The 23,067-nt window shown below is 74.0% G+C and carries 19 protein-coding genes and 1 tRNA gene; 11 read left to right on the forward strand and 9 right to left on the reverse strand.

The features are described 5' to 3' along the window. Nucleotides 1-246 precede the first annotated feature (246 nt). Nucleotides 247-942, reverse strand: a complete 696-nt coding sequence (locus tag E6P78_RS02765) for an FCD domain-containing protein (RefSeq protein ID WP_136201869.1) — start codon at nucleotides 940-942, stop codon at nucleotides 247-249. A gap of 174 nt (nucleotides 943-1,116) precedes the next feature. On the opposite strand from E6P78_RS02765, the gene E6P78_RS02770 reads away from it, so the two are divergent. After that, entirely contained in the window at nucleotides 1,117-2,937 is a 1,821-nt protein-coding gene (locus E6P78_RS02770; protein WP_136202048.1) for a 2-isopropylmalate synthase, read from the forward strand. Nucleotides 2,938-3,041: 104 nt separating this feature from the next. Here E6P78_RS02770 and E6P78_RS02775 read toward each other — a convergent pair whose 3' ends face one another. From E6P78_RS02775 to E6P78_RS02785, 3 genes are all read right to left on the reverse strand, one after another. Beyond that, nucleotides 3,042-4,532, reverse strand: a complete 1,491-nt coding sequence (locus E6P78_RS02775) for a cellulose binding domain-containing protein (RefSeq protein WP_136201870.1) — start codon at nucleotides 4,530-4,532, stop codon at nucleotides 3,042-3,044. A gap of 170 nt (nucleotides 4,533-4,702) precedes the next feature. Continuing rightward, a complete protein-coding gene (locus E6P78_RS02780; RefSeq protein ID WP_136201871.1) occupies nucleotides 4,703-6,124 on the reverse strand; it encodes a HAMP domain-containing sensor histidine kinase in 1,422 nt (473 codons plus the stop codon). Further along, complete coding sequence (locus tag E6P78_RS02785; RefSeq protein WP_136201872.1) at nucleotides 6,121-6,825, reverse strand: response regulator transcription factor; 705 nt, start codon at nucleotides 6,823-6,825, stop codon at nucleotides 6,121-6,123. The genes E6P78_RS02780 and E6P78_RS02785 overlap by 4 nt, the downstream gene beginning before the upstream one ends. A 111-nt stretch (nucleotides 6,826-6,936) precedes the next feature. Here E6P78_RS02785 and E6P78_RS02790 point away from each other — a divergent pair, with 111 nt between their 5' ends. Further along, complete coding sequence (locus E6P78_RS02790; RefSeq protein ID WP_136201873.1) at nucleotides 6,937-7,476, forward strand: hypothetical protein; 540 nt, start codon at nucleotides 6,937-6,939, stop codon at nucleotides 7,474-7,476. A 17-nt stretch (nucleotides 7,477-7,493) separates the two neighbouring features. Here the strand turns inward: E6P78_RS02790 and E6P78_RS02795 are convergent, their stop codons facing one another. Together E6P78_RS02795 and E6P78_RS02800 are read right to left on the reverse strand one after the other, a co-directional pair. Then, a complete protein-coding gene (locus E6P78_RS02795; protein ID WP_136201874.1) occupies nucleotides 7,494-8,414 on the reverse strand; it encodes a fused MFS/spermidine synthase in 921 nt (306 codons plus the stop codon). Between the two features lie 78 nt (nucleotides 8,415-8,492). Beyond that, on the reverse strand, nucleotides 8,493-8,939 hold the full coding sequence (locus E6P78_RS02800) for a hypothetical protein (RefSeq protein WP_206307703.1): 447 nt from the start codon (nucleotides 8,937-8,939) through the stop codon (nucleotides 8,493-8,495). Nucleotides 8,940-9,179: 240 nt separating this feature from the next. On the opposite strand from E6P78_RS02800, the gene E6P78_RS02805 reads away from it, so the two are divergent. Further along, nucleotides 9,180-10,544: a tetratricopeptide repeat protein gene (locus tag E6P78_RS02805; protein ID WP_136201875.1), complete on the forward strand. Its 1,365-nt coding sequence runs from the start codon at nucleotides 9,180-9,182 to the stop codon at nucleotides 10,542-10,544. Nucleotides 10,545-10,936: 392 nt separating this feature from the next. Here E6P78_RS02805 and E6P78_RS02810 read toward each other — a convergent pair whose 3' ends face one another. Further along, nucleotides 10,937-11,533, reverse strand: a complete 597-nt coding sequence (locus E6P78_RS02810) for a histidine phosphatase family protein (RefSeq protein ID WP_136201876.1) — start codon at nucleotides 11,531-11,533, stop codon at nucleotides 10,937-10,939. 281 nt (nucleotides 11,534-11,814) lie between these two features. On the opposite strand from E6P78_RS02810, the gene E6P78_RS02815 reads away from it, so the two are divergent. From E6P78_RS02815 to E6P78_RS02845, 7 genes are all read left to right on the forward strand, one after another. Next, entirely contained in the window at nucleotides 11,815-12,786 is a 972-nt protein-coding gene (locus E6P78_RS02815; protein WP_206307704.1) for a phosphatase PAP2 family protein, read from the forward strand. Nucleotides 12,787-12,814: 28 nt separating this feature from the next. Next, a complete protein-coding gene (locus E6P78_RS02820; protein ID WP_240799019.1) occupies nucleotides 12,815-13,855 on the forward strand; it encodes a hypothetical protein in 1,041 nt (346 codons plus the stop codon). Beyond that, the gene (locus tag E6P78_RS02825) at nucleotides 13,846-15,456 is read left to right on the forward strand and encodes a hypothetical protein (RefSeq protein ID WP_136201878.1); all 1,611 of its coding nucleotides are present in this window, start codon (nucleotides 13,846-13,848) and stop codon (nucleotides 15,454-15,456) included. Before E6P78_RS02820 ends, E6P78_RS02825 begins: the two co-directional genes overlap by 10 nt. After that, nucleotides 15,453-16,787 carry an AAA domain-containing protein gene (locus E6P78_RS02830; RefSeq protein WP_136201879.1) on the forward strand — a complete coding sequence of 445 codons (1,335 nt, stop codon included), beginning with the start codon at nucleotides 15,453-15,455 and terminating at the stop codon, nucleotides 16,785-16,787. Before E6P78_RS02825 ends, E6P78_RS02830 begins: the two co-directional genes overlap by 4 nt. Nucleotides 16,788-16,894: 107 nt before the next feature. After that, nucleotides 16,895-17,236 (forward strand): hypothetical protein, encoded by a 342-nt coding sequence (locus E6P78_RS02835; RefSeq protein ID WP_136201880.1) that lies wholly within the window; start codon nucleotides 16,895-16,897, stop codon nucleotides 17,234-17,236. A 225-nt stretch (nucleotides 17,237-17,461) separates the two neighbouring features. Then, nucleotides 17,462-18,160, forward strand: a complete 699-nt coding sequence (locus tag E6P78_RS02840) for a bifunctional DNA primase/polymerase (protein WP_136201881.1) — start codon at nucleotides 17,462-17,464, stop codon at nucleotides 18,158-18,160. Beyond that, nucleotides 18,151-18,224: transfer RNA gene (locus E6P78_RS02845), tRNA-Lys, on the forward strand. The genes E6P78_RS02840 and E6P78_RS02845 overlap by 10 nt, the downstream gene beginning before the upstream one ends. A gap of 58 nt (nucleotides 18,225-18,282) precedes the next feature. Here E6P78_RS02845 and E6P78_RS02850 read toward each other — a convergent pair. After that, complete coding sequence (locus E6P78_RS02850) at nucleotides 18,283-19,497, reverse strand: M6 family metalloprotease domain-containing protein (RefSeq protein ID WP_136201882.1); 1,215 nt, start codon at nucleotides 19,495-19,497, stop codon at nucleotides 18,283-18,285. A gap of 522 nt (nucleotides 19,498-20,019) precedes the next feature. On the opposite strand from E6P78_RS02850, the gene E6P78_RS02855 reads away from it, so the two are divergent. Beyond that, complete coding sequence (locus E6P78_RS02855) at nucleotides 20,020-21,801, forward strand: EAL domain-containing protein (RefSeq protein WP_136201883.1); 1,782 nt, start codon at nucleotides 20,020-20,022, stop codon at nucleotides 21,799-21,801. A 44-nt stretch (nucleotides 21,802-21,845) separates the two neighbouring features. Here the strand turns inward: E6P78_RS02855 and E6P78_RS02860 are convergent, their stop codons facing one another. Next, a complete protein-coding gene (locus E6P78_RS02860; RefSeq protein ID WP_136201884.1) occupies nucleotides 21,846-22,958 on the reverse strand; it encodes an LLM class flavin-dependent oxidoreductase in 1,113 nt (370 codons plus the stop codon). Nucleotides 22,959-23,067: the final 109 nt, after the last annotated feature.

Genomic DNA, 23,067 nt, shown 5'->3' on the forward strand with positions numbered 1-23,067 from the left:
CCGACCGGGAGAAACCGGCTAGTCTGTCGGTTTCTCGGCATCCCCCGGAAACACTTTTCCGAACCTCCGAACTCCCCCCGGGGGCCCGCCGGGAAGTGAACGGGGCACCGCGCGGAGGGGGCGCTTGAGCACACTCACGCGTTCTTTGCCCGAACTCGACGTCCGGATGGTGACAGGAGCGGGGGGCCCGGGGGTGGCCGGAACGAAGTCGGCGTGGTGGCCGGAACGTTGTCCTCCGCCGAGCGGTCAGGTCGTGCGCAGCCAGGCCAGGGTGCCCTCCAGCTCCTCCTGGGCCGCACGCGCCGCCGACTCCGCGTCGCCCGCGACGACCGCCGCGACCAGCGCCCGGTGGCCCGCGTGGCCGTGCTGCGGGTCCTCCCGGCGCAGCCCGAGCAGCTCCACCAGATCGATGAGCCCCTGCCGCAACGCGGGCACGAACTCGGCGAACAGGTCGCTCAGCACCGGGTTGTGCGCGGCCGCCACGACCGCCCGGTGCACGGCGATGTCCGCGTCCACGAAGCCGGCGTCGTCGGTCCCGGCGCCCGCCGTCAGCCGGGCGGTGAGCGCCGCGTCCAGGGCGGCCAGGTCCTCGTCGGTGCGGCGGCGCGCGGCCAGGCGGGCGGCCTGCACCTCGATCAGCATGCGCACCTCGTAGACGTCGGCGACCGAGGCCCGCCGCAGCCGCACCGGCCAGTCCTCCACGGCGTGGTCGGCGACGACGAAGACGCCGGCGCCCTGCCGGGACCGGAGGAGGCCGAGCGTGGCGAGCGTACGCACCGCCTCGCGGACCGTGGAGCGGCCCACGCCGAGCTCCCGGGCGAGGGTCGTCTCGCCAGGGAGCTTCGTGCCGACCGGCCAGTGCCCCTCGGTGATCCGCGTGCGCAGATGGCTGGTGGCCTGTTCGACGAGGGGGCTGGGGCGGAGCGGGCCGAGCGAGGACACGGGATCACCTGTCAGGTTGTCTGAGGGGTTGCGGTCTGGTTACTGTACCGGCCATGACGTACCGCGGTCTCCTTCTTCTCGGCTGCCGCGGCGGGGCCTGAAGCGATCGGCACCCCGCCGCGGGGTGCCGTGCTGTGCCGGTCGCATCCGGCGATGCGAGAAGAGACACCGTTCATGCCCGAGTTCATGCCCGAGTCCATGTCCACGGCCACGTCCGCGGCCGCGTCCGACGCCCGGTCACCCCTGCACGGCTTCCCCACGATCTGCACCCCGCGCGGCCCGGTCCCCGATGACGCGCCCCGCTGGAATCCCCAGCGCTCCAGCTCCATGCCGTCGCACCGCTACCGCTCCGCGTTCGACCGCGTCGAGATCCCGCTGACCGGGCGGAGCTGGCCGCAGGCCCGTATCGAGCGGCCCCCGCTGTGGGTTCCGGTCGACCTCAGGGACGGCAACCAGGCGCTGGCGGAACCGATGGACACCCCGCGCAAGCGGCGGATGTTCGATCTGCTGGTCGCGATGGGCTTCAAGGAGATCGAGATCGGCTACCCGTCCGCGAGCCGCACCGACTTCGACTTCGTACGGCACCTGGCGACGAGCGGGGCGGTGCCCGACGACGTCACGGTGGTCGTCTTCACCCCGGCCAGACCGGACCTGATCGAGCGCACCTTCGAGGCGGTCGCCGGCATGGACCGGGTCGTCGTCCACCTCTACATCGCGACCGCGCCCGTCTGGCGCGAGGTCGTCCTCGGCCGCGACCGGGCCGGGGTGCACGGCGTGGTGCTGGAGGCCGCACGGCAGATGGACCGGCTGGCACGGGCCAGGCCCGGGGCGGACATCCGGTTCCAGTTCTCGCCGGAGGTCTTCATCCTGACCGAACCGGACTTCATCCTGGAGGTCTGCGACAGCCTGACCGAGCTGTGGGACGCCTCGCCGGACCGCCCCGTCGTCCACAACCTGCCGGCCACGGTGGAGATCGCCACACCCAACGTGTACGCGGACCAGATCGAGTACATGCACCGCCACCTGGCCCGGCGCGGTTCGGTGATCCTCTCCGTCCACCCGCACAACGACCGGGGCACGGGCGTGGCCTGCGCGGAGCTGGCCGTGCTGGCGGGCGCCCAGCGGGTGGAGGGCTGCCTGTTCGGCAACGGGGAGCGCACCGGCAACGTCGACCTGGTCAACCTGGCGCTCAACCTGCACGCCCAGGGCGTGGACCCGATGATCGACTTCTCGGACATCGACGAGATCCGCCGCACGGTCGAGCACTGCAACCGGCTGCCCGTGCCGCCGCGCCATCCGTACGGCGGCGACCTGGTGTACACCGCGTTCTCCGGCACCCACCAGGACGCGATCAGCAAGGGCTTCGCCCACCGCGCGAGCGGCGACGCGGAGCTGTGGGAGGTGCCGTACCTGCCGATCGACCCGGCGGACGTGGGGCGTACGTACGAGGCGGTGATCCGGGTCAACTCGCAGTCGGGCAAGGGCGGCATCGCCCATCTGCTGCGCGCCGGGCACGGTGTGGACCTGCCGGCCGGGATGCGGGCGGACTTCTCCCGTACGGTGCAGCACGCGACCGACGAGAGCGGTCTGGAGGCCACCGGGAAGGACCTGTGGAGCCTCTTCGAGAGGGCCTATCTGGTCCCCGGGCGGGACGGGTCCGTCGCCCTGACGTCCTGGTCGGCGCAGACCGGACCGGCCGGTGAGCACCGGTTCGTCTGCACGCTGCGGATGGACGACCGGGAGGGCGACTACGAGGGGACGGGCACCGGCCCGGTCACGGCGTTCGCGGACGCGCTGGCGGCGGCCGGGGTGGAGGTGGGCGTCCTCGGCCTCACGGAGCAGGGGCCGACGGATGCGGCCGGGGCCGGGGGGATCACGGCGTACGCGCGCTGCCGGGTCGGCGGCGAGGAGTGCTGGGGCGCGGGCCGGGACGTCTCGGGCGTCGCCGCGTCGGTGGCGGCGGTGCTGTCGGCGGTGAACCGGGCGCGGGGGTAGCGGCCACCGGGAAACGGAGGGGGCGCACCCCGGCCGGGGGTGGGGGGATGGGGACCGGCCGGGATGCGCGGGGGGAGGTGGTTCCCGGGGTGACGGCGGTCGGGCTACTTGTAGGCGCCGAGCGCCTTCGTGAAGGCGAGCGGTTCCTGCGTGATGGAGCTGCACGTGGCGTCGGCGGTCGGCTTGGCGCCGCCCGCGCACTCCTTGTCGCGGGTGCCCGACCACATCGCGAGCCGGGCGAGGCCCTTCTCCTTGGCGAAGGCCACCAGCTGGGTGGCGTCCTCGACCTCGAAGACCTCGGTGCTGACGTCGTTCACCCCGATCATCGGGGTGACGGCGACGGCCTTCCACGCGTCCGCGTCGGAGAGCCCGAGCACGCCCTTGATCTGGGCCTGGGTGGCGGTGGCCGCCTGGATGGCGTACGTGCCCATGTCGCCGCTGTAGGAGGCGCCGTAGTCCATCGCCATGACGTTGACCGCGCCGACGTCCACGCCGTTCCTCTTGGCGTCGGCGATCAGGTCGACGCCGGGCTGGGTCAGGCCCTCGGGCATCACCGGCAGGGTGAAGGAGACGTCCAGGCCGGGGTGGGACTTCTGGAGCTGGGCGATGGCCTGCGAGCGGCGGGTGTTGGCGGCGGTGTCGGGCAGCGCGCCGCCCTCGATGTCGAAGTCGACCTTGGTCAGCTCGTACGTGTCGACGACCTTGCCGTAGGCGGCGGCGAGGCCGGCGGCCGAGGAGCAGCGCAGGGCCAGTTCGGAGCCGGCGGCGCCGCCGAAGGAGACCCGGACGTCGCCGCCCGCCGCGCGCAGGGCGCCGATCCGGGAGGCGACGTGGTCGTCACCGAGGCCGGTGACACCGCCCCAGAGCGGGGCGCAGCTGCCGCCGGAGGTGATGAAGGCGAGGTTGAACTCCTTGACCCCGGTCCTGGTCGCGGTGTCGACCAGGTCGTACGCCGGGTAGAGCGAGGTGTCGACGTACGGGGCGAAGCGGGCGCCGCTCGCCGTTCCGCCGTCACCGTCGTCGGTCCTGGTGGGTGTCGGCGTGGGGGTGGGGGTTGCCGTCCCGGTGGGCTTCTCGGTGGGCTTCTCGGTGGGGGTGGCCGTGGGGGTGGGGGTCGCGGTCTCGGTGGGGCGGCCGCTGGGTTCCGGGGTCGCTCCGGTGTCGACGGAGCACTTCTCGCCGTCGATGAGGCAGCCGGTGGGGTCGGCGGCCGTGCCGTCGGAGCTGGTGACGAAGCCGATGGTGACGGACTTGCCGGCGGCGAGCTCCTTGTCCCAGTCGGCCGGCTTGACCGTGACGTGGCTGCCGCTGACGGTGTGCTCGCCGTTCCACAGGGAGCTGAGCTTCGTGCCCGCGGGCAGGTCGAATTCGAGCGTCCAGTCGGTCTTGGTCCGGTCGGTGTCGTTGGTGACGACGTACTGCCCGGTGTAACCGCCGGTCCAGCCGCTGGTCCGGGTGTAGGCGGCGCCGACCGCCGCGGCCTGGGCCGTGCCGGTGAGGGCGAAGACCGTTCCGCCGATCACGGCCGCGGCGACGACCGCGCCGACCGCCTTGGTCCTGGTGCCCACCGTGCGCCGGTGCCTGCTGGTGCCCATCGCGTTCCTGCCTCGTCGTACGGAAGTGGGGGATGCGGGAGCACGCTAGCGGCAACGAAAGGCGTAAATGGTGCGATCCGGGCCCGAGTTGATGTTCTTAGGTTGGCTTAAGGAAGGCATCGGCCGCCCTAAAGGTTCGGACCGCCCAGGGCGCGGCCCCAGGCCGTATTTCAGGCCACGCCCTGGGTGCCGCGCCGCTTGGCCCCGCGTCGCTGCCGGCCGACCCGGTGGCCGCGCCCCCGCCGCTCGGGCCGCTGCCCGTCGAGCCCGATCCAGACCCGCACCTCGGTGCCGCCGAGCACCGAGCGGCCGATGCGCACATCGCCGCCGGTGGACTCGGCGACCCGGCGGACGATGTCGAGGCCGAGGCCGGTCGAGCCCACCGCGCCCCGTGCCCCGCCGCGTCCGCTGCCGCCGCGCGCCAGGGCGGCCTTCGGGTCCGCGATGCCGCCGCCCGCGTCCGAGACCAGCACGATCACCGCGTCCCCGCTGTGGTGGACGTCGACCGCGAAGGCGGTGCCCTCCGGGGTGTGCCGGAAGACGTTGCCGGGCAACGCGTCGAGTACGGCGGCCAGTTCGGCGCGGGCGACCGGGATGCGTACCGTGCGGTCCACCCCCGCGAGGCGCACCTCGCGGCCCTCGTCCTCGGCCAGCGCGGACCAGAAGGCCATCCGTTCGCGGATCACCTCGCAGGCGTCGCAGCCGGCCCCCGGCCCGCCCGGCTGGGTCTGCGGGCGCTGTTGGCGGGCGGTCCTGATGATCGTGTCGACCTCGCGTTCCAGCTGTTCGACGGCGGCCCGGGTCTGCTCGGCGGCCGGGCCCTCGCCGAGCGACGCGGCGTTCAGCCGCAGGACGGTGAGCGGGGTGCGCAGCCGGTGCGAGAGGTCGGCGGCCAGCTCCCGTTCGTTGGCGAGGAGCTGGACGACCTGGTCGGCCATGGAGTTGAACGCGGTGGCGGCGGACCGCAGTTCGGTGGGGCCCTCCTCCGGCACCCGGGTGCCGAGCCACCCCTCCCCCAGGTCGTGCGCGGCGCCCGCGAGGCGCCGGGCGGGCCCGACCATGCGGACACCGAGGCGGTCGGCCACGGCGACCGAGCCGACGATCAGCGCGATGCCGACGCCCGCCAGCGTCAGCCAGGCCGTGGCGACCCCGTTGGAGACCTCGTCCTCGGGGACGAACACCTCGACGACCGCGATGCCGCCTGAGCTCAGTGCGGTGGGCTGGAGCAGCGCGGAGCCGCCGGTCACCTCGGTGATGGAGGCGCGGCCGGAGGTGCGTACGGTCTCCACGTCCTTGCGGGTGGCGCGCCGGCGGCCGATGTCCACCGCGACGCCGTCCGCCTCGTCGGAGGCCGGGATGTGGACGGCCATCCGGCGGGCGGCGCCGGGTTCGGCGGTGAGCACGGCCTTTTCGAGCTCGGTGCGGTCGGTGGTGATGGAGAGGGTCGGGCCGATCGTCGCGGCCTGGCGTTCGGCGTCGGAGAACGCGCGGTCGCGGGCCATCTCCTTGACGACGAGCCCGAGCGGCACGGCGAAGGCGACCACGACCATCGCGGTGACGGCCAGGCAGACCTTGACCAGCGCCCATCTCATGCCGGCCGCTCCGGGGCCGGGGGCTGGAGCTTCACGCCGACGCCGCGCAGGGTGTGCAGGTAGCGGGGCCGGGCGGCCGTCTCGCCGAGCTTGCGGCGCAGCCAGGAGAGGTGGACGTCGATGGTCTGGTCGTCGCCGTAGGACTGCTGCCACACCTCGGCGAGGAGTTCCTTGCGGGGGACGACGACGCCGGGCCGCCCGGCCAGGAAGGTGAGCAGGTCGAACTCGCGGCGGGTGAGGTCGAGCGCGGTGCCGTCGAGTTCGGCCTGCCGGCGCAGCGGGTCTATGGCGAGCCCGCCGACCCGGATGACGCGCGAGGGCGGTGCCTCGCCGCCGGACGCGCGGGCGCGGCGGAGCACGGCCGCCATGCGGGCCGAGAGGTGTTCCACGGAGAACGGCTTGGTGAGGTAGTCGTCGGCGCCGTCGTTGAGCAGCCGGACGATCTCGCTCTCGTCGTCGCGCGCGGTCGCGATGATGACCGGGACGTCGGTGACGCCGCGCAGCATCTTCAGGGCCTCGGACCCGTCGAGGTCGGGCAGCCCGAGGTCGAGGATGACCACGTCGAAGCGGAAGTGGGCGACCTCGCGCAGCGCTTCGAGAGCGGTGCCGACACTCCGTACGGTGTGGGAGGCCTGCGTCAGGTGCCGGATGAGGGCGGAACGTACGAACTGGTCGTCCTCGACCACGAGCACACTTGGCATGGGCGGCACCGTACGCCATCGGACCCGGCCCGGTCCGGCGGGTGGGCACAAGGGCCGTCACGCAGGTCCCTGGTGGTACGGCGGGACCGGCGGTGGTGCAGGATGTGCCCGATGCAACGAGGTCTCGTACACGCGCTGGCGTGGTCGCTCGCCACCGGCGCGGCGGTCGCGCTGTCGTGGTGGGGTGTGCACGCCGTACTGGCGGGGACGGTGTACGACCCGCCGCGCGCGGTGCCGATCTCGGCGCCCACCACCCAGACCCTGGCATCCTCGACGCACCGCCCCGCCCCGTCCCCCTCGGCCTCCCCCAGCCCCACGTCCCGGGCCACCGCCCCGAAGCCGGCCGCGTCCACGCCCCGTACGCCGTCGCCGTCGCGCACCCCGGCGAACACGCCCCGTCCGGCGTCCGGGGCCACCGCCTCCGCCGGGAAGGCGAGGAGTTACGCGACGGACGGCGGCCGGATCGTGTTCGAGATCGGCGCCCACTCGGCGCAACTGGTGTCCGCGACACCGGAACCGGGCTGGTCGATGCGGGTCTGGACGAACACCACCTGGATTCGTGTGGACTTCGCCCGGGACGACGGCACGACGGTCTCCGTCTTCTGCACCTGGAACGACCATCCGCCGCTGGTGGACATCGTCAAGTCGTAGAGCCGTCGGCGGGACTGTCAGTCGAAGGCGGACGGGGGCGGCGGCGGTGACGGGCGGGCGTCCGCGTCGTGGACCGGGGCCGCGCCACCGGTGAAGTCGGCGAGCGCACGCCCGTGTTCGACGCGTCCGGGGTGCGGATCGGTCGCCACCCGGCGGGTCAGCTCCGCCGCCTTCGGGGCCACGTCCGAGGCGAGCAGGACTGCGTTGCCGAAGCGGCGGCCCCGCCACACCGTGGGGTCGGCGGCGAGGGCGAGTTCGGGGAAGACCGTGGCGGCGGTGGCGATCTGGCCGCGCAGGTGGGCCAGCGGCGGCCCGTCCGCGAGGTTGGCGACGTAACTCCCGCCGGGCTTCAGGACGCGGCGCACCTCGGCGAGGAATTCGGTGGAGGTGAGGTGGGCGGGGGTGCGGGCGCCGCTGAAGACGTCCGCGATGACGAGGTCGGCCCAGCCGTCCTGGATCTTGCCGAGCCCGGCGCGGGCGTCGGTGGACCGGACCCTGATCCTGGCCTGCGGGTCCAGCGGCAGTTCGCGGCGCACCAGCTGCACCAGGGCGGCGTCCACCTCGATGATCTGCTGGGTGGAGCGGGGGCGGGTGGCGGCGATGTACCGGGCGAGCGTGAACGCCCCGCCGCCCAGGTGCACGACGTGCAGCGGCTGCCCGGCGGGGGCGGCCAGGTCGGCGATGTGGCCGATCCGGCGCTGGTACTCGAAGGAGAGGTACGCCGGGTCGTCGAGGTCGACATGGGACTGCGGGGCGCCGTCGATCGTCAGCGTCCAGGCGCGCCGGCGCTCCCGGTCGGGGACGAGTTCGGCGAGGCCGCCGTCGACCTGCTCGCAGACGTTGCCGGCCGCCGCCGGGCCGCGTGCGGCCCTGCGGTCGGCCTTGCGGTCCGCGCGCTGCTTGCGGTCGCCGCCGCCGGCCGCTCCTCGACGTGCCACTGCTTCTCGCCCTGCTCACTGCTCATCGCGTCCGGTGACGGGCCGATCGGTACGACCCGCCGTCCGGCCATTATGGGCTCAGCGGCAGTTGTCGGCCGCCTCGATCAGCCGGGCCGCCTGGTCGAGCGCGGCCCGCAGCGCCGCCGGGTCGGTGACCGGGATGTCCTCGGCGGGCGGCAGCAGCCAGCCGCTGCCGGAGACCGGCGGCTCGGCGGGGATGCGCAGCCCGCGGCCGTCGGTCCGCGTACAGGCGCTGCCGGGTACGTCCCAGCCCTGGGCGGTGCCGGGCGGCACCAGGAACCCGAGGGTGTCGCAGGTGCCGTCGTGGATGACCGGGCCCACGGCCTCCTGGTCCGCGCCCCGGCGCAGGATGTCCACGGCCTCCAGACCCTGTCGGGCGGGCACGGTCACCAGATCGCAGGGCTCGTCGGCGGGTACCGTACCGCCGGCCGTCGTCGTCGCCGTCGTCGTCGCGGTCGTCGTCGCGGTCGTCCGCGAGCCGGTCGCCATGTCGATATGCAACAAGGGACCTCTCCTCTCATCGCCGGGCGGAGCCGGAATCCGTCTCCGCATGGACCAACGCCCCAACCGCGTCAAGGGCTACGGTGCAGCACTGCCGCAAAGGGTGGCAGTTCATGGCGGATCGTGGCCGAGATGCCCGGTTTGTTGCTAAACGCTGCGTGTGCGCCCCATCACGCCAGGTACGTTCTTGCTCCGCCGGGACACCGGAAACAACGCCCGGCTCGCACCAGAGAGGGCCCCGCCATGGTGTCGACACGGGCAGTTCCCAACCTCGCCTTCCGGCGGCTGCGCGGTCCGCGCTCCGCCGGGGAGTTCGCCGCCGCGGTACGCAGGGCCGCGCGCGAGATCGGCGAGCAGGTCGCGTGCGACGCCCGGTACATCGGGCGCGTGGAGTCGGGCGAGATCCGCTGCCCGAACTACGCGTACGAGCGGGTCTTCCTGCACATGTTCCCCGGGACGACCCTGGAGGACCTCGGTTTCTCGCCGCGCGCATCGGTACGCGGCCGGGCGGCCAGGCCCGCTGCGGACGCCCCGCAACCCCCGACTGCCCCGCTGCTCGCGCCCGGCAGCGACACCGACGAGGAGAGCGACGTGCGGCGTCGCGTATTCATGACGAGCGGCACCACCGCGGTGGCCGCCGCCTCCCTGGGGCTGGGCCTCGGCGGCCCGGCGTCCGCCTCCCTGCCCACGCAGCGCCGGTTCGGCGAGGCGGAGGTGAGCGCCGTCGAGCGGGCGGTGCGGGAGATCCGGCTGCTGGACGACCGGCACGGCGGCGACTGGCTCTACCGGCGCGCCTCGCAGCCGTTGCGGGCGGCGTACGCGCTGCTCGACGCCGGGACCGCGAGCCGGGGCGCCACGGCGGACCGGCTGCACTCCGGGGCCGGTGAGCTGGCCATCTCGGTGGGGTGGCTGGCCCATGACTCGGGCCGCTTCGAGGACGCCCGCTCGCACTACGCGGAGGCGCTGGCCACGGCGCGGGTGGCCGGCGACCCGGCCCTGGAGGCGCACGCGTTCTGCAACGCGTCGTTCCTGGCCCGCGACACGGGGCGGCCGCGCGAGGCGGTACGCGCGGCGGAGGCCGGGCAGCGGGCCGCCCAACCACTGGGCTCACCGCGGCTGCGGGCGCTGCTCGCTCTGCGGGAGGCGGGGGGCCGGGCGGGGCTCGGGGACCGCACGGGCTGCGAGCGGGCGCTCGGCCGGGCGCACACCGCGTTCTCGCGGGGGCCGTCGGGGGCGGACCCGGAGTGGATGACCTTCTTCCGCGAGGCGGAGCTGGAGATCCTGGAGGCGCAGTGCTGGGCGGCGCTGGGCGACTGGTCGCGTGCCGCGCGGCACGCGGGGCGGGCGGTGCGGCTGCAGGACCCGCACTTCACCCGGAACCTCGCGCTGTACCGGGCCGAGCTCACCACGGACCTGGCCCACGCGGGCCGTACGGAGGAGGCGGCGTCCACGGGCCACGAGGTCCTGGACCTCCTGGAGCAGGTCCAGTCCTCGCGCATCCGCACGATGCTGACGGACGCGGTGGCGGTCCTGGGACCGCGGGCCGGGGGCTCGGCGGAGGTAGCGGACTTCCTGGACCGCTACCAGGTGGCGACGGCCACCACGTAGCGGCCCTGCCGGGCCGATTCCATCCGGTCCGGCGCCCATTCCAGCTGGTCCGGCGCCCATTCCAGCTGGTCCGGCGCCTGAGCCGGGAGCCCTCGGCCCGCCCGTTCCAGCCCGTCCGGCGATTGAGGACGGAACCCTCGGCCCGCCCAATCAAGCCCGTCCGGCGATTGAGGACGGAACCCTCGGCCCCGGTCCGGGGCGCACCGCTCGGCCCTCCGGCCCGGGGAACCAGAAGCCTTGCCCTGCCCCGGGGCAACCGGTTCCGTCCTCAAGCGCCGGACGGGCTGGGTGTTAACGGCGCACCGGCTCCGTCCCCAAACGCCGGACCGGCTGGGCTTCAACGGCGCACCGGCTCCGTCCCCAAACGCCGGACCGGCTGGAAATGCTCATGCTCACCGCTCAAGGTGCCCCGTGTCGTTCCAGCGCTGGATCGCCGGTTCGCCGTACGCCCAGCCCAGGACCGAGAGGGACGTCGGGGCCAGCCAGATGCGGGCGCCGAAGGAGACGTCCTCGCCCAGCCACCGCGCGCCCAGCGCCCGCAGGATGTGGCCGTGGGCGAAGACCAGGACGTCGCGGTCGGCCGAGCGCGCCCAGGCGACGATCTCGTCGGCGCGGGCGGCGAGCTCGGCCGGGGTCTCGCCCTCCGGCACCCCGTCGCGCCAGATGAACCAGTCCGGCCGCCCCGCCTTGATCTCGGCCGGCGTCATCCCCTCGTACGCCCCGTAGTCCCACTCCATCAGCGCGTCCCACCGCTCGGCCCGGTCGCCGAAGCCCGCGAGCTCGCAGGTCTCGGCGGCCCGTACGAGCGGGCTGGTGCGGACCTCCAGGCCGGGCAGCTCGGCCCACGGCCCCCGGTGCAGCCGCTCGCCGAGCAGCTTGGCCCCGTCCCGTCCGGCGTCGAGCAGCGGGATGTCCGTCCTGCCGGTGTGCCTGCCGTTGAGGGACCATTCCGTCTGCCCGTGCCGGGCGAGGAGGATGCGCGGTGCCATAAGAGGGTTCTCCCTGAAAAGCTGAGACCTGAGATGCGGAATCTGAGATCTTGGTACGGAGCGGAGCAACGGAGCAGAGGCGAACGTATCGTCCGGTTTTCCATCATCCCGCACCTGCCCGTGGGGCAACCCGGGGGGCCGCAGCGGCGTCCCACTGACCACAGACGAATCCGAGCAGCTGAGGGGTGCCGACCACACCCCCGGGGGAAACGCGGCCGACCCGCACCGTACGGTTGAACGCCCGCAGTCGGCCGCATGAACACGTGATGGAGAAGTTCCGGATGCCGCATGCCACCACCGCGCCCGCGCCGCGCCACCGGCCCCGCTGGTGGACCGAGCTGCCGCTCCTGGCCCTGGTCTACGCGGCGTACTCCGGTGGCCGGCTCCTGGCGCGCGGTGACGTGTCGACGGCCGTAGACCACGGGCTGCGCATCCTGCACCTGGAGAAGGTCCTCTTCCTCAACGCCGAGCACCCGCTCAACCGCCTCTTCACGGCGCACGCCTCCATAGGCATTCCGGCGGACTTCGCGTACGCGTCCCTGCACTACGTGGTCACCCCGGCCGTCCTGATCTGGATGTTCCAACGCCACTCGGCCGCGTACCGCAGGGCGCGCACCTGGCTGATGACCTCGACCATGCTCGGCCTGATCGGCTTCACGCTGATGCCGACCTGCCCGCCGCGGCTGCTGGCCGCGGGGCACGGCTTCGTCGACACGATGGCCCAGTACAGCTCGTACGGCTGGTGGGGCACGGAGGCGAGCGCCCCGCGCGGCATGGGCGGCATGACCAACCAGTACGCGGCGATGCCGAGCCTGCACGTCGGCTGGGCACTGTGGTGCGGCATCCTCCTGTGGCGCCACGGCAAGCACCCGCTCCTGCGGGCCGCCGGTGTCGCCTACCCGCTGCTCACGACGTTCGTGGTGATGGGCACCGCCAACCACTACCTGCTGGACGCCGTCGCCGGCGCCGCCGTGATGGGCATCGGGGCGGTGCTGGCCCGGCCCGTGATGCGCCTCGCCGACCGGGTCAAGCAGGCGGTACTCGCCCGCTTCGCAGGGGTGTCCGCGACCGCGGAGTCCCCGGATGTCAGTGCCGGGTGCAAGACTTCGGCGGGTGAGCGAATCCCCGGCCAGCGGACCTCCTCCGCAGAACCATCCGACGCGGCAGCGGCGGCCGGCCCGCCCGCCCGGGCAGACGCCGCCGCCCCGGCCGGACGAGCCCCCGACGGGGACACTGCGGCGGCGGCTCGCTGAGCTGAGGGGCCCGGCGCTCCCGCGCCCGTTGGACGCCCGCGCGCTCGCGGCCCTCGCCGCCAATCCCGGCTGCAAGCGCCGCGCCCTGCTCGACGGGGCGGGCGTCGACAAGGGCGCGCTCGCCACCGCGCTGGGCTCGCCGGCCCCCTTCGGCCAGTCCCAGTTCGCCTTCATGCGGGGCAACGCCTTCGAGGCCAGGGTCAAGGCCGACGGCGGTACGGAGCTGATGCGCCTGCTGTACGAACGGCTCGGCGGGCCCGGCGAGCCGCCGCGCGAGGTCCGGGTGCCCGATCTGACGGCCGCCGGGCCCGAGGGCCGTGCGGCCAGGACCGCGCTGGCGCTGCGGGAGGCGACGGGGGCGGGCGGCTGGGCGTTGCTGGACCACCCGATGCTGGCCCTGGAGGTGGCGGGCTCCCCGGCCTATCTGGAGCCGGACGCGGTGGTGGTGCACCCCGACGGCACCTGGACCGTGGTGGAGATCAAGTCGTTCCCGATGATCGACGGCTCGGCCGACGCCGCGAAGGTGGGCGCCGCGGCCCGCCAGTCCGCGGTGTACGTGCTGGCGCTCGAACGGGTCGCGGAGGTCACGGACGGGGCGCGGGTCGGCCACCGGGTGCTGCTGGTGTGCCCGAAGGACTTCTCCAACCTGCCGGCCGCCTCCGTCGTCGACGTACGCAAGCAGCGCGCGGTCACCCGCCGGCAGCTGACCAGGCTCACCCGCGTCGAGGAGATCGCGGCGGCCCTGCCCGAGGGCACCACGTTCGACCCGGAGCGCTCCCCCGAGGAGCTGGAGACGGCCGTCGAAGCGGTGACCGCGGCCTATGCGCCGGAGTGCCTGTCCTCCTGCGAGCTGGCGTTCCACTGCCGGACCCGGGCCCGCGCCGAGGGTGCCGTGGAGGCGCTCGGCCGCGGTGTGCGGGGCGAGCTGGGCGGGCTGACGACGGTCGCCGGGGTGCTGGCGGCGGCCGCGGGCAAGGAGGGCGATCCGGCCGATCCCGCGGTCGCCGCCCTGCGCCGCGCGGCGGCCCTGCGCGCCGAGGCACTGGAGGGCCGTCCCGTATGTCACTGATCAGCACACTGGCCCGGCTGGAGGCCGTGGAGAGCGGCCGGGCCCGGCCGACGGCCACCGTCCGCCACCGCCGGCTGACCGACCGGCCGCTCGTCCTGGTGCCGCTGACCACCGCGGGCGAGGCGGGCGCCCCGCTCGGCGCCCTCGTCGGCACCGACCGCGAGGCGCCCCGGCTGCTGGCCGTGCCCCAGCCGCGCGACCGCGACCTGCGGTCCGCCTTCCTCGCCGAGCTGGCCGAGGCGGTCCTGCCGCACATCGAGGCGTACGCCGACGTCGTCGAGCCCGCCGAACGCAACGAGACCGATCCCGCGACCGGCAAGCGGGTCAAGGTCGAGACCGAGCTGTGCGTGGACGCGGCGCAGATCGTGGTGCCGAGCCGGGCGGGCATCGAGTTCGTCCGGCTGCTGGGGCGTTCCATGCGTTTCCGGCGCACCGCCGAGGACGACCCCGACACCCCGTATCCGGCGCCCGCCCGGGTTCCGCTGCTGGGCCGCTGGCTGACGCACTACGGCGAGCGGGCCCGCGTCCCGGGCTCCTCGCTCCTGCTGTCCTGCACCGATCTCCTCAACCGGCACTGGGCGACCGGCCAGTCGACGCTGGAGGACCAGCATCTGGGGGCCCTGCTCGCCTGGATCGACCCGCCGGCCGGTGAGTCGGGCGCCGAGGCGGCGCTCCGCGCCGAGCTGGCCCGGGACGGCTCGGGGCAGTTGCTGTGCCCGCCGGCCGGTCCTGCCACCGACCCGGACTTCGACAACCGGCTGCTGGCCCCCGCGATCGGGAAGTACGACCGGGCGCGCTCCTCGCTCGCGGCGGCGGAGGACGGCCTGGCGGCGGACGCCCGGCTCGCCGAGCTGACCGGCGCCGAGCGGGAGATCAGGGCGCTGCTGGCCGGGGTGCTGCGGCCGACCTGGGACGCGGTGTGGCGGGGTCTGGACCTGTTGCGGGAGCTGCCCGAGGGGACCAGGACCGAGGACCGCTGGACCCGGGACCGCTGGTCGTTCACCGCCCACCGCGACCGGGTGCGCGCCGGTGAGCCGCCCCAGCCGCGCCGGGACGACGCGGTGACGGCCGCCCGCAAGCTGGCCGCGCGGGAGACGGCCCAGGCGCAACTGGAGGCCCAGGAGGCGCTGGACGATCCGCTGGTGCTGGCGGGCCGCCGGCTGGCCGGGGAGGCGTTCATCGGGGAGGTGAGCGCGGTGGAGATGGCGTACAGCGAGTCGAAGCGGCCCTCTCCGCGCCCGCTGGTCACGGTCCGCACCGAGGAGCGACCGCAGCTGAGCGAGCGGGTGAAGGTCTACCGCTCGCTGGACGGCAAGCCGCAGACCGCGGAGTTCGTGCGCCACGACCCGGCGGACGAGGAGGGCGGCGCGCCCTCGCTGGTGCTGCGGATCACCGACCGGATGGGGCGCGGCAAGGAGCCGGCCCCGGGGTCCGTCCCGGAGCGGGGCGACCGGATCGCCTGGACCCTGTTCGAGCACGACCAGCGCGGCGGGCCGCAGCTGCCGGACGCGGAGGAGACGCCGTGGACCCACGGCGGCCCGCCGGGCGCGGTCGAAGCGGCCGAGCGCCCCGACCCCGTGACCCCGGAGGACCTGCTGTGACGGCCGTATTCGACCCGGGGGCGGCTGCGGGCCTGGCGACCGCCGCGATTCTGGACGGCACGCTGAAGGGCACGGCGCGGGGTGTCGTGGTGGACTCCCCGCCGGGCGCGGGCAAGTCGACGCTGGTGGTGCGCGCCGCGCTGGAGCTGGCCGCGGCGGGCCGCCCGCTGATGGTGGTCGCGCAGACGAACGCGCAGGTGGACGACCTGGTGGTGCGGCTCGCCGAGAAGGACCCCGGCCTGCCGGTCGGCCGGCTGCACAGCAACGACTCCGACCCGTACGACAAGGTGCTGGACGGCCTGGAGAACGTGCGCAAGTCGGCGAAGGCGGCGGATCTGGCGGGTCTTGACGTCGTGATCTCGACGGCGGCGAAGTGGGCCCATGTGAAGAACGTGGAGCCGTGGGGGCACGCGATCGTGGACGAGGCGTACCAGATGCGATCGGACGCGCTGCTGGCGGTGGCCGGTCTCTTCGAGCGGGCGCTGTTCGTCGGTGACCCGGGCCAGCTGGACCCGTTCTCGATCGTCGGCGCGGACCAGTGGGCGGGGCTGAGCTACGACCCGTCGGCCAGCGCGGTGAGCACGCTGCTCGCGCACAACCCGCAACTGCCGCAGCACCGGCTGCCGGTCTCGTGGCGGCTCCCGGCCTCGGCGGCGCCGCTGGTGTCGGACGCGTTCTACCCGTACACCCCGTTCCGCAGCGGTACGGGCCACGGCGACCGGCGGCTGTCGTTCGGGATGGCGTCGGACGGTTCGGCGGCGGACCGGGTGCTGGACGAGGCGGCGGAGTCGGGCTGGGGGCTGCTGGAGCTGCCGGCCCGGCACACCCCGCGCACCGACCCGGAGGCGGTGCGGGCCGTCGCCCTGGTGGTGCGCCGGCTCCTGGACCGGGGCGGCGCGGCCACCAGCGAGCGCGCCCCGGAGCCGGCCCCGGTGACGGCGGACCGGGTCGCGGTCGGCACGGCCCACCGCGACCAGGCGGCGGCGGTCCGCGCGGCGCTGGCGGAGCTGGGCGTGGCAGGGGTCGCGGTGGACACGGCGAACCGGCTCCAGGGCCGCGAGTTCGACGTGACGGTGGTGCTCCACCCGCTGTCGGGCCGCCCGGACGCCACCGCGTTCCACCTGGAGACGGGCCGGCTCTGCGTCCTGGCCTCCCGGCACCGGCACGCCTGCATCGTGGTCTGCCGCGAGGGCGTGGCCGACCTGCTGGACGAGCACCCCTCGACGGAGCCGGTCCAGCTGGGCGTCACGGTGAAGTTCCCCGACGGCTGGGAGGCGAACCACGCGGTGCTGGCGCACCTGGCGGAACACCGCGTGCGCTGGGCTTGTTGAGTGCGCCGGGGCGCGGTGCGCCCCGGTCGGTTCGCTCCTGGCGCCCTTGCGGGGGGCTGGAGAATGGAGGGTGGCCGTCTGGCGGTCCACCGGAGGAGGAAGTCCACATGGCACAACCCGAGCGGAGCGAGCAGCAGCGGCTGCGTCCCGCCCCCCTGCTGTTCGAGCCGTCGGCGGCGGTCGCGGACCCGGAGCACTTCTTCGGCCTGGAGTCGATGGAGGACCCGAAGGAGCTGCTGGGCCGGGCCACGGAACTGGCGCTGGCCTTCCGCGCCGCGACGGACCGCGCGGTGGAGTTCCAGGCGATGGCGGCGGCCCAGCTGGCCGATCCGCGCCGGTTCGACCGGCTGACGACGGCGGACATCGCGGAGCGCGCGGAGTGGACCGAGGACTACGCGAAGAAGATGGTGGAGTTCGGCCGGACGCTGTTGAACACCCCGCAGTCCTAGGTCCTGTCGTCGACTTCCCGTCGTTCGCCCGAAGGGCGGGCCGCGCGGCAGACGGGAATTCGACGACAGGGCCCAGGTTTTCCGGGTCTCGGCCGGGCCCGGTCGTGACTCCTGGTACAACCGCTGGCATATGCCCGGGTGCACCCTACGCCTCGCGGCCCCGGCCTGTCCCGGTTTTCGGCAACTCTCGGAATCCACTTGATCACTCCGGGTAGACCTGTGTGCATGACCGCATGGCTGCCCGACGAAACGACCCTGCACCACGGCGACGGACCCTGCCTCCCCGCCGGCCACGAGGCCGACCTCTTCTCCGCCCTGCGCGAGCAGGCGGGGCACCAGACGGCCCAGGTCACCGCGGCCGGCGCCGCGTGGCTGGCCGGGGCTACGGCGTATCCGCGCAGCACCCTGGCCCAGTGGGAGTCGCGCCCCACGGCGCCCGGGGTGCTGCCGTGCGGTTCGGCCTTCGACGTGGTGAACGTGCCCACGCTGTTCGGGCGCCGGATGCTGGAGCACCTGTGGGCGGACGGCCCGGGTTCGGGTCCGGTGGCCTCGCACCGGGGCCGGATGCTGCTGTTCGCCTCCCCCGGCACGGCCCAGCGGCTGCCCTCGCTCCTCGACTGGGAGGAGTGGGGCGCGGGCGGACCGCGGGGCCCGCACGGCGGCGGCGCGAAGGTGCCTCCGCTGCTCTGTCACGGCACCGGTGACGCGGTGACGGTCCCGCCCCTGACCTGCGGCGCGAACTACTCCGGGCCCCGCTGGCTGGTCGCCCCGGACACCCGCAGCCCGTGGCTGCCGGGACCCGACGTACTGCTCTGGGCGTGTGTCCGGGTGGCCCGGTCGGTGCCCGCTCCGACTCCCCGTATTTCGATTTTTCCTCTCACCGATCCGGGTGCTAAGGTCTACGACGTCAGCAGGCGCCGCTAGCTCAGTTGGTTAGAGCAGCTGACTCTTAATCAGCGGGTCCGGGGTTCGAGTCCCTGGCGGCGCACAGACGGGAGAAGCCCCCTCGCGAGAGCGAGGGGGCTTCTTCGTGTGCGGCCCCTGCGTCACGTGCCCGTGGTGATGCGGACCGTCCACGCTCCCGACGGGGTGCGGTCGGCGACCTCGATCGTGGTGTGCGCGCCGGGGACGGAGTACGTCTCGCCGACGCGCAGCGGGGCGTCCGCGAGCGGCGGGTAGACCGACTGGTCCCAGCAGGCGTCGGTGTCGGGGTGCGTGTCGAGGACGTCGACCGGGCCGCCGCCGGACGGGGTCTCGTTGCGGACCCGGTAGAGCAGGACGCCTTCGGCGCAGGTCGAGCGGTCGTTGCCGGTGGAGCTGCGGGCCTCGACGGCGACCGCGTTGCCCTCGCCGGTCCTGATCACGGCGAGCCGGGTGCCGAGGGAGGCGCCGGGTACGGGCACGGCGGCCATCGGTTCGAGGGTGACGACCCGGCCGCTCTGGACGCAGACCACCTGCCGGTCGTCCAGCCAGCCCAGCTTCCACTTGTGCCAGCCGAAGAGGTCGGGGGCGAGCCCGAACTGGCTGCCCATGACGTCCCAGTCGCCGACGTAGGTGTCCCAGTCGCCCTTGCCGTCGGACGGCCGGTGGTAGAGGTCGGGCAGGTCGAAGACGTGTCCGGTCTCGTGGGCCAGGACGTTGCGGTCCGGCGGGTGCTGCTCGAAGACGGTGACGACGCGCCTGATGTCCGTGCCGTCGGCGCGCAGGGGCCGGTCGAAGTTGACGACCTTGGTGGCGTCGGAGTCGACGCCGGGGGCGTCCGGGTCCGCGACGAGGTAGACGATGTCGTACCGCGAGAAGTCGACCTGGGGGTCGGCCACGTCGATCGCGTCGCGCAGGTAGGCGCTGCGCCGGTCGTTGGCCCAGTCGCGCTTTATGCCGTACCAGGACGACGGCTTCGGCATCCGAATCCAGTGCCGCTGCGGGTGCGGACGCAGGATGAACTTGCCGTACGAGGCGCGCCGGAAGAAGTCGGTGGTGGCCGGGAAGTAGTCGGCGGTGAGTTCGGCGGGGGTCGTGACCGGCTGGGCGTCGGGGAACGAGAGGAACACCATCACCGCGTCCAGGGGGTGGTCGGGACGCGGGTAGGCGCCGTTCCACCGGTCGACGCCGAGCGAGTGGTGGGCCATGGTCCGGGGCAGCGCACAGGGCGCGGCGTCGCCGGAGGCGGCCGCGGCGGGCCCGGTGACGAGGGAGGTGGCGACGAGCGCCAGCAGGGAGATCAGCCCGGCCGCCAGCGCGCGCGGACTCGGCCTCTCCACCCCTCCGGGTCCGGGCTGACGCGGCACATCTACCTCCGTGCGGGGAGCGGATACCTCCGGTGCGGGGTGCGGACTCCGGAACCCTCCCGTCTACTTTGTGATGTTTCGTCCGTTTCGTCACCTCGTACTGCCCCACTCGGGTCAGCCGCCACACCTCCCCCACGCCTCACGGACAGTCACAATCGATCACCCGCGCAACGAGAGAGAACGGAAGCGCGCAGAAACAATCAGTCGGGGACAAACCGGATCGGTGCGCGAATGGCCCATGCGTGTCGGATACGGGGTGCGCGAGGGGCGGGGCGCTGGAACGGCCGAGGCGCCAGCCTCTATGCTTCACCTCGCTTTCCTGCGCGGTTTCCGCCTCCGACACGGCGCTCCACGCGGCGGGCCAGTCCGACCAGAGGTGTCCGGGACAGAACTGCAGGGCGGGAGCGAACGGTGAGCGCAACCTCCGAAGGGCCGAGGCCCACGGCAGGCACAGCACCCCCCGCACCACCGCATCCGGTCACGGAGGGTCACGAGGTGTGGCCGCCCGGTGCGCCGGCGACCGAGGCGCACGACTACCGGGCCGCGTTCCGGGCCGCCGCCCTGCCGATGGCCGTCGTCGACCACGAGGGCCTGATCGTCACGGCCAACGAGGCGCTGGGCGCCCTGGCGGGCGTCGGTGCGGCGGCGCTGACCGCGCAGTCGGCGTCCGATCTGGTCGACCTCGCCGCGGACGCCCGCGCCTGGCACGCGTACCGCGAGGTGCTGCACGGCCGGCGCTCACGCTTCCGCTGCACCCGCAGGCTCAAGCACCCCGACGGGCGCGCGCTGTGGGCCGAGATCACCGTCGTGCCGATGCCCGGCGGCCAGGAGCCGGAGGGTGGCGGGGCGCCGGGGCAGGTACTGCTCTCGGTCGCTGACGTCAGCGACCGGCGCGAGTTGCAGAAGCGGCTGCACCACCTCCAGATGCACGACCCGGTGACCCGGCTGCCCAACCGGACGCTGTTCTTCGAACGGCTCTCCACGGTGCTCCGGACCCCGCCGTACCAGGACGACAGTGAGCCCGAGCGGGGCCGGGTCGGGCTCTGCTACCTGGACCTGGACGGCTTCAAGGCCGTCAACGACACCCTGGGGCACCGGATCGGCGACCGGCTGCTGGCGGCCGTCGCCGCCCGGCTCACGGACTGCGCCGAGCAGGAGGCCGCGTACCCGGCCGGTGCGCCGCTGGTGGCGCGGCTCGGCGGCGACGAGTTCGCGATCCTGGTGGAGGACTCCACCGGCACCGAGCAGCTGACCGACCTGGCGCGCGCGGTGCTGGGCGCGCTCCAGCAGCCCTTCGACCTGGCCGGCCGGCGGCTCTCGGTCTCGGCGTCGATCGGGGTGGTGGAGCGGCCCGTCGCGGGCACGTCGGCCACCGGCCTGATGCAGGCCGCCGATACGACGCTGTACTGGGCCAAGGCCGACGGCAAGGCCCGCTGGACCCTCTTCGACCCGGAGCGCAACGCCCACCGGATGACCCGCCAGGCCCTCTCGTCCAACCTCCGCCCGGCCGTGGAGCGCGGCGAGTTCACCATCGAGTACCAGCCGCTGGTCGGCATGGCCGACGGGATGGTGCGCGGGGTGGAGGCGCTGGTGCGCTGGAACCACCCGCAGTTCGGCATGCTCTCGCCGAATCGGTTCGTCGCGATCGCCGAGGAGGACGGTTCGATCGTGCAGCTGGGCCGGTGGGTGCTGCGCTCGGCCTGCCGGCAGGCCCGGCGCTGGCAGCTCGACCACCCGGCGAAGCCGCCGCTGTTCATCAGCGTCAACGTCGCCGTGCGCCAGGTCTGGGACTCCGACCTGGTCACCGATGTCGCGGAGATCCTGGCGGAGACCGGGCTCGCTCCGGCGCTGCTGCAACTGGAGCTGACCGAGTCCGCCGTGATGGGCTCCGCCGGCCGGCCGCTGAGGGCCTTGCAGACCCTCAGCGACATGGGCGTGCGCATCGCGATCGACGACTTCGGCACCGGCTACTCGAACCTCGCCTACCTGAGCCGCCTGCCGGTGTCCGTGCTGAAGCTGGACGGCGCGTTCGTACGCGGCTTCCGCTACGAGGACGGCACGCACCCCAGCCCCGCCGACGAGACGATCGTGGAGGCCATGGTCCAGCTCGCCCACCGGCTGGGCCTGACCGTCACCGCGGAGTGCGTGGAGACGGCCGGCCAGGCGGAGCGGCTGCGCAGGATCGGCTGCGACACCGGGCAGGGCTGGCTCTACTCGCGCGCGGTCTCCCCGGAGCGCATCGCCGAACTGATCGGGACGCGCGCGCTGGAGGCGTAACGCTTCCCCGCCTCACGAGCGCGCCCGGCTCACGCGTCCCCGGCTCAGGCGTCCGGCAGCCCGTACGCGTCCGCGATGAGGTCGTAGCTGCGCAGCCGGGCCTCGCCGCCGTGGGCGTTGGCGGTGATCATCAGCTCGTCGGCGCCGGTGCGCTTGGCCAGGTCGTCCAGACCGGCGCGGACCTCGTCGGCGGTGCCGTGGACGATGTTGACCAGCCAGCTGTCGACGAATTCGCGCTCCATCGGAGAGAAGGCGTACGCCTCCGCCTCCTCGGGCGTCGGGACCAGACCGGGGCGCCCCGAGCGCAGCCGGAGCATCGACAGGGCGCCCGTCAGCACCTGGCGGCGGGCCTCGCGCTCGTCGTCGGCGGCCAGGGCGGCGGCACCGATCAGGGCGTACGGGGCGTCCAGGACCGTGGACGGCTTGAAGGACTCGCGGTACAGCTCAAGGGCCGGCACGGTGTTCTGGGCCGAGAAGTGGTGGGCGAAGGCGAAGGGCAGCCCGAGCATGCCGGCCAGCCGGGCGCTGAAGCCGGAGGAGCCGAGGAGCCACAGCGGCGGGCGCGCCGGGGACTGGACGCCGCCCTCGGAGGTGGCCTGGACGGGCCCGGGGACCGCGTGGATGCGGGCGTAGGGGTGGCCGTCGGGGAAGTCGTCGTCCAGGAAGCGGGTCAGCTCCATGAGCTGCTGCGGAAAGTCGTCCGCCCCCTCGTGGAGCCGGTCGGTTCGGCGCAGGGCGGCGGCCGTGGCGCCGTCCGTTCCGGGGGCGCGGCCCAGGCCCAGGTCGATGCGGCCGGGGGCCATGGCCTCCAGCGTGCCGAACTGCTCCGCGATGACGAGCGGGGCGTGGTTGGGCAGCATGACGCCGCCCGAGCCGAGCCGGATGCGCTCGGTGCGGGCGGCGGTGTGCGCGAGGATCACGGCCGGGGACGAGGAGGCGATGCCCGGCATCGAGTGGTGCTCGGCGACCCAGTAGCGGTGGTAGCCCCGGCGCTCCGCGAGCTGGGCGATCTCCACGCCGGTGCGCAGGGCATCGCCCGCCGTGCGGCCGTGGCCCACGGTCACCAGGTCCAGCACGGACAGCGGCACGGGGGCAGTGCCCCGGGCCGTGCCGCGGATCTCGTCGCCCTGGATCTCGTCGCCTCGAATCTCGTCCACGTCCTGGCCTCTCCGGTGGTGCGCTTCGGTCCCTCGTATGTCCGCTGAGCACCAACAGGAGGATGGCTCCGTTTATTCCTGGCCGACCCCGCCGCGGGCCGACGGCCGA

Origin of the sequence: Streptomyces sp. A0958 (assembly GCF_004795035.1) — a bacterium.
Taxonomy (GTDB): domain Bacteria; phylum Actinomycetota; class Actinomycetes; order Streptomycetales; family Streptomycetaceae; genus Streptomyces.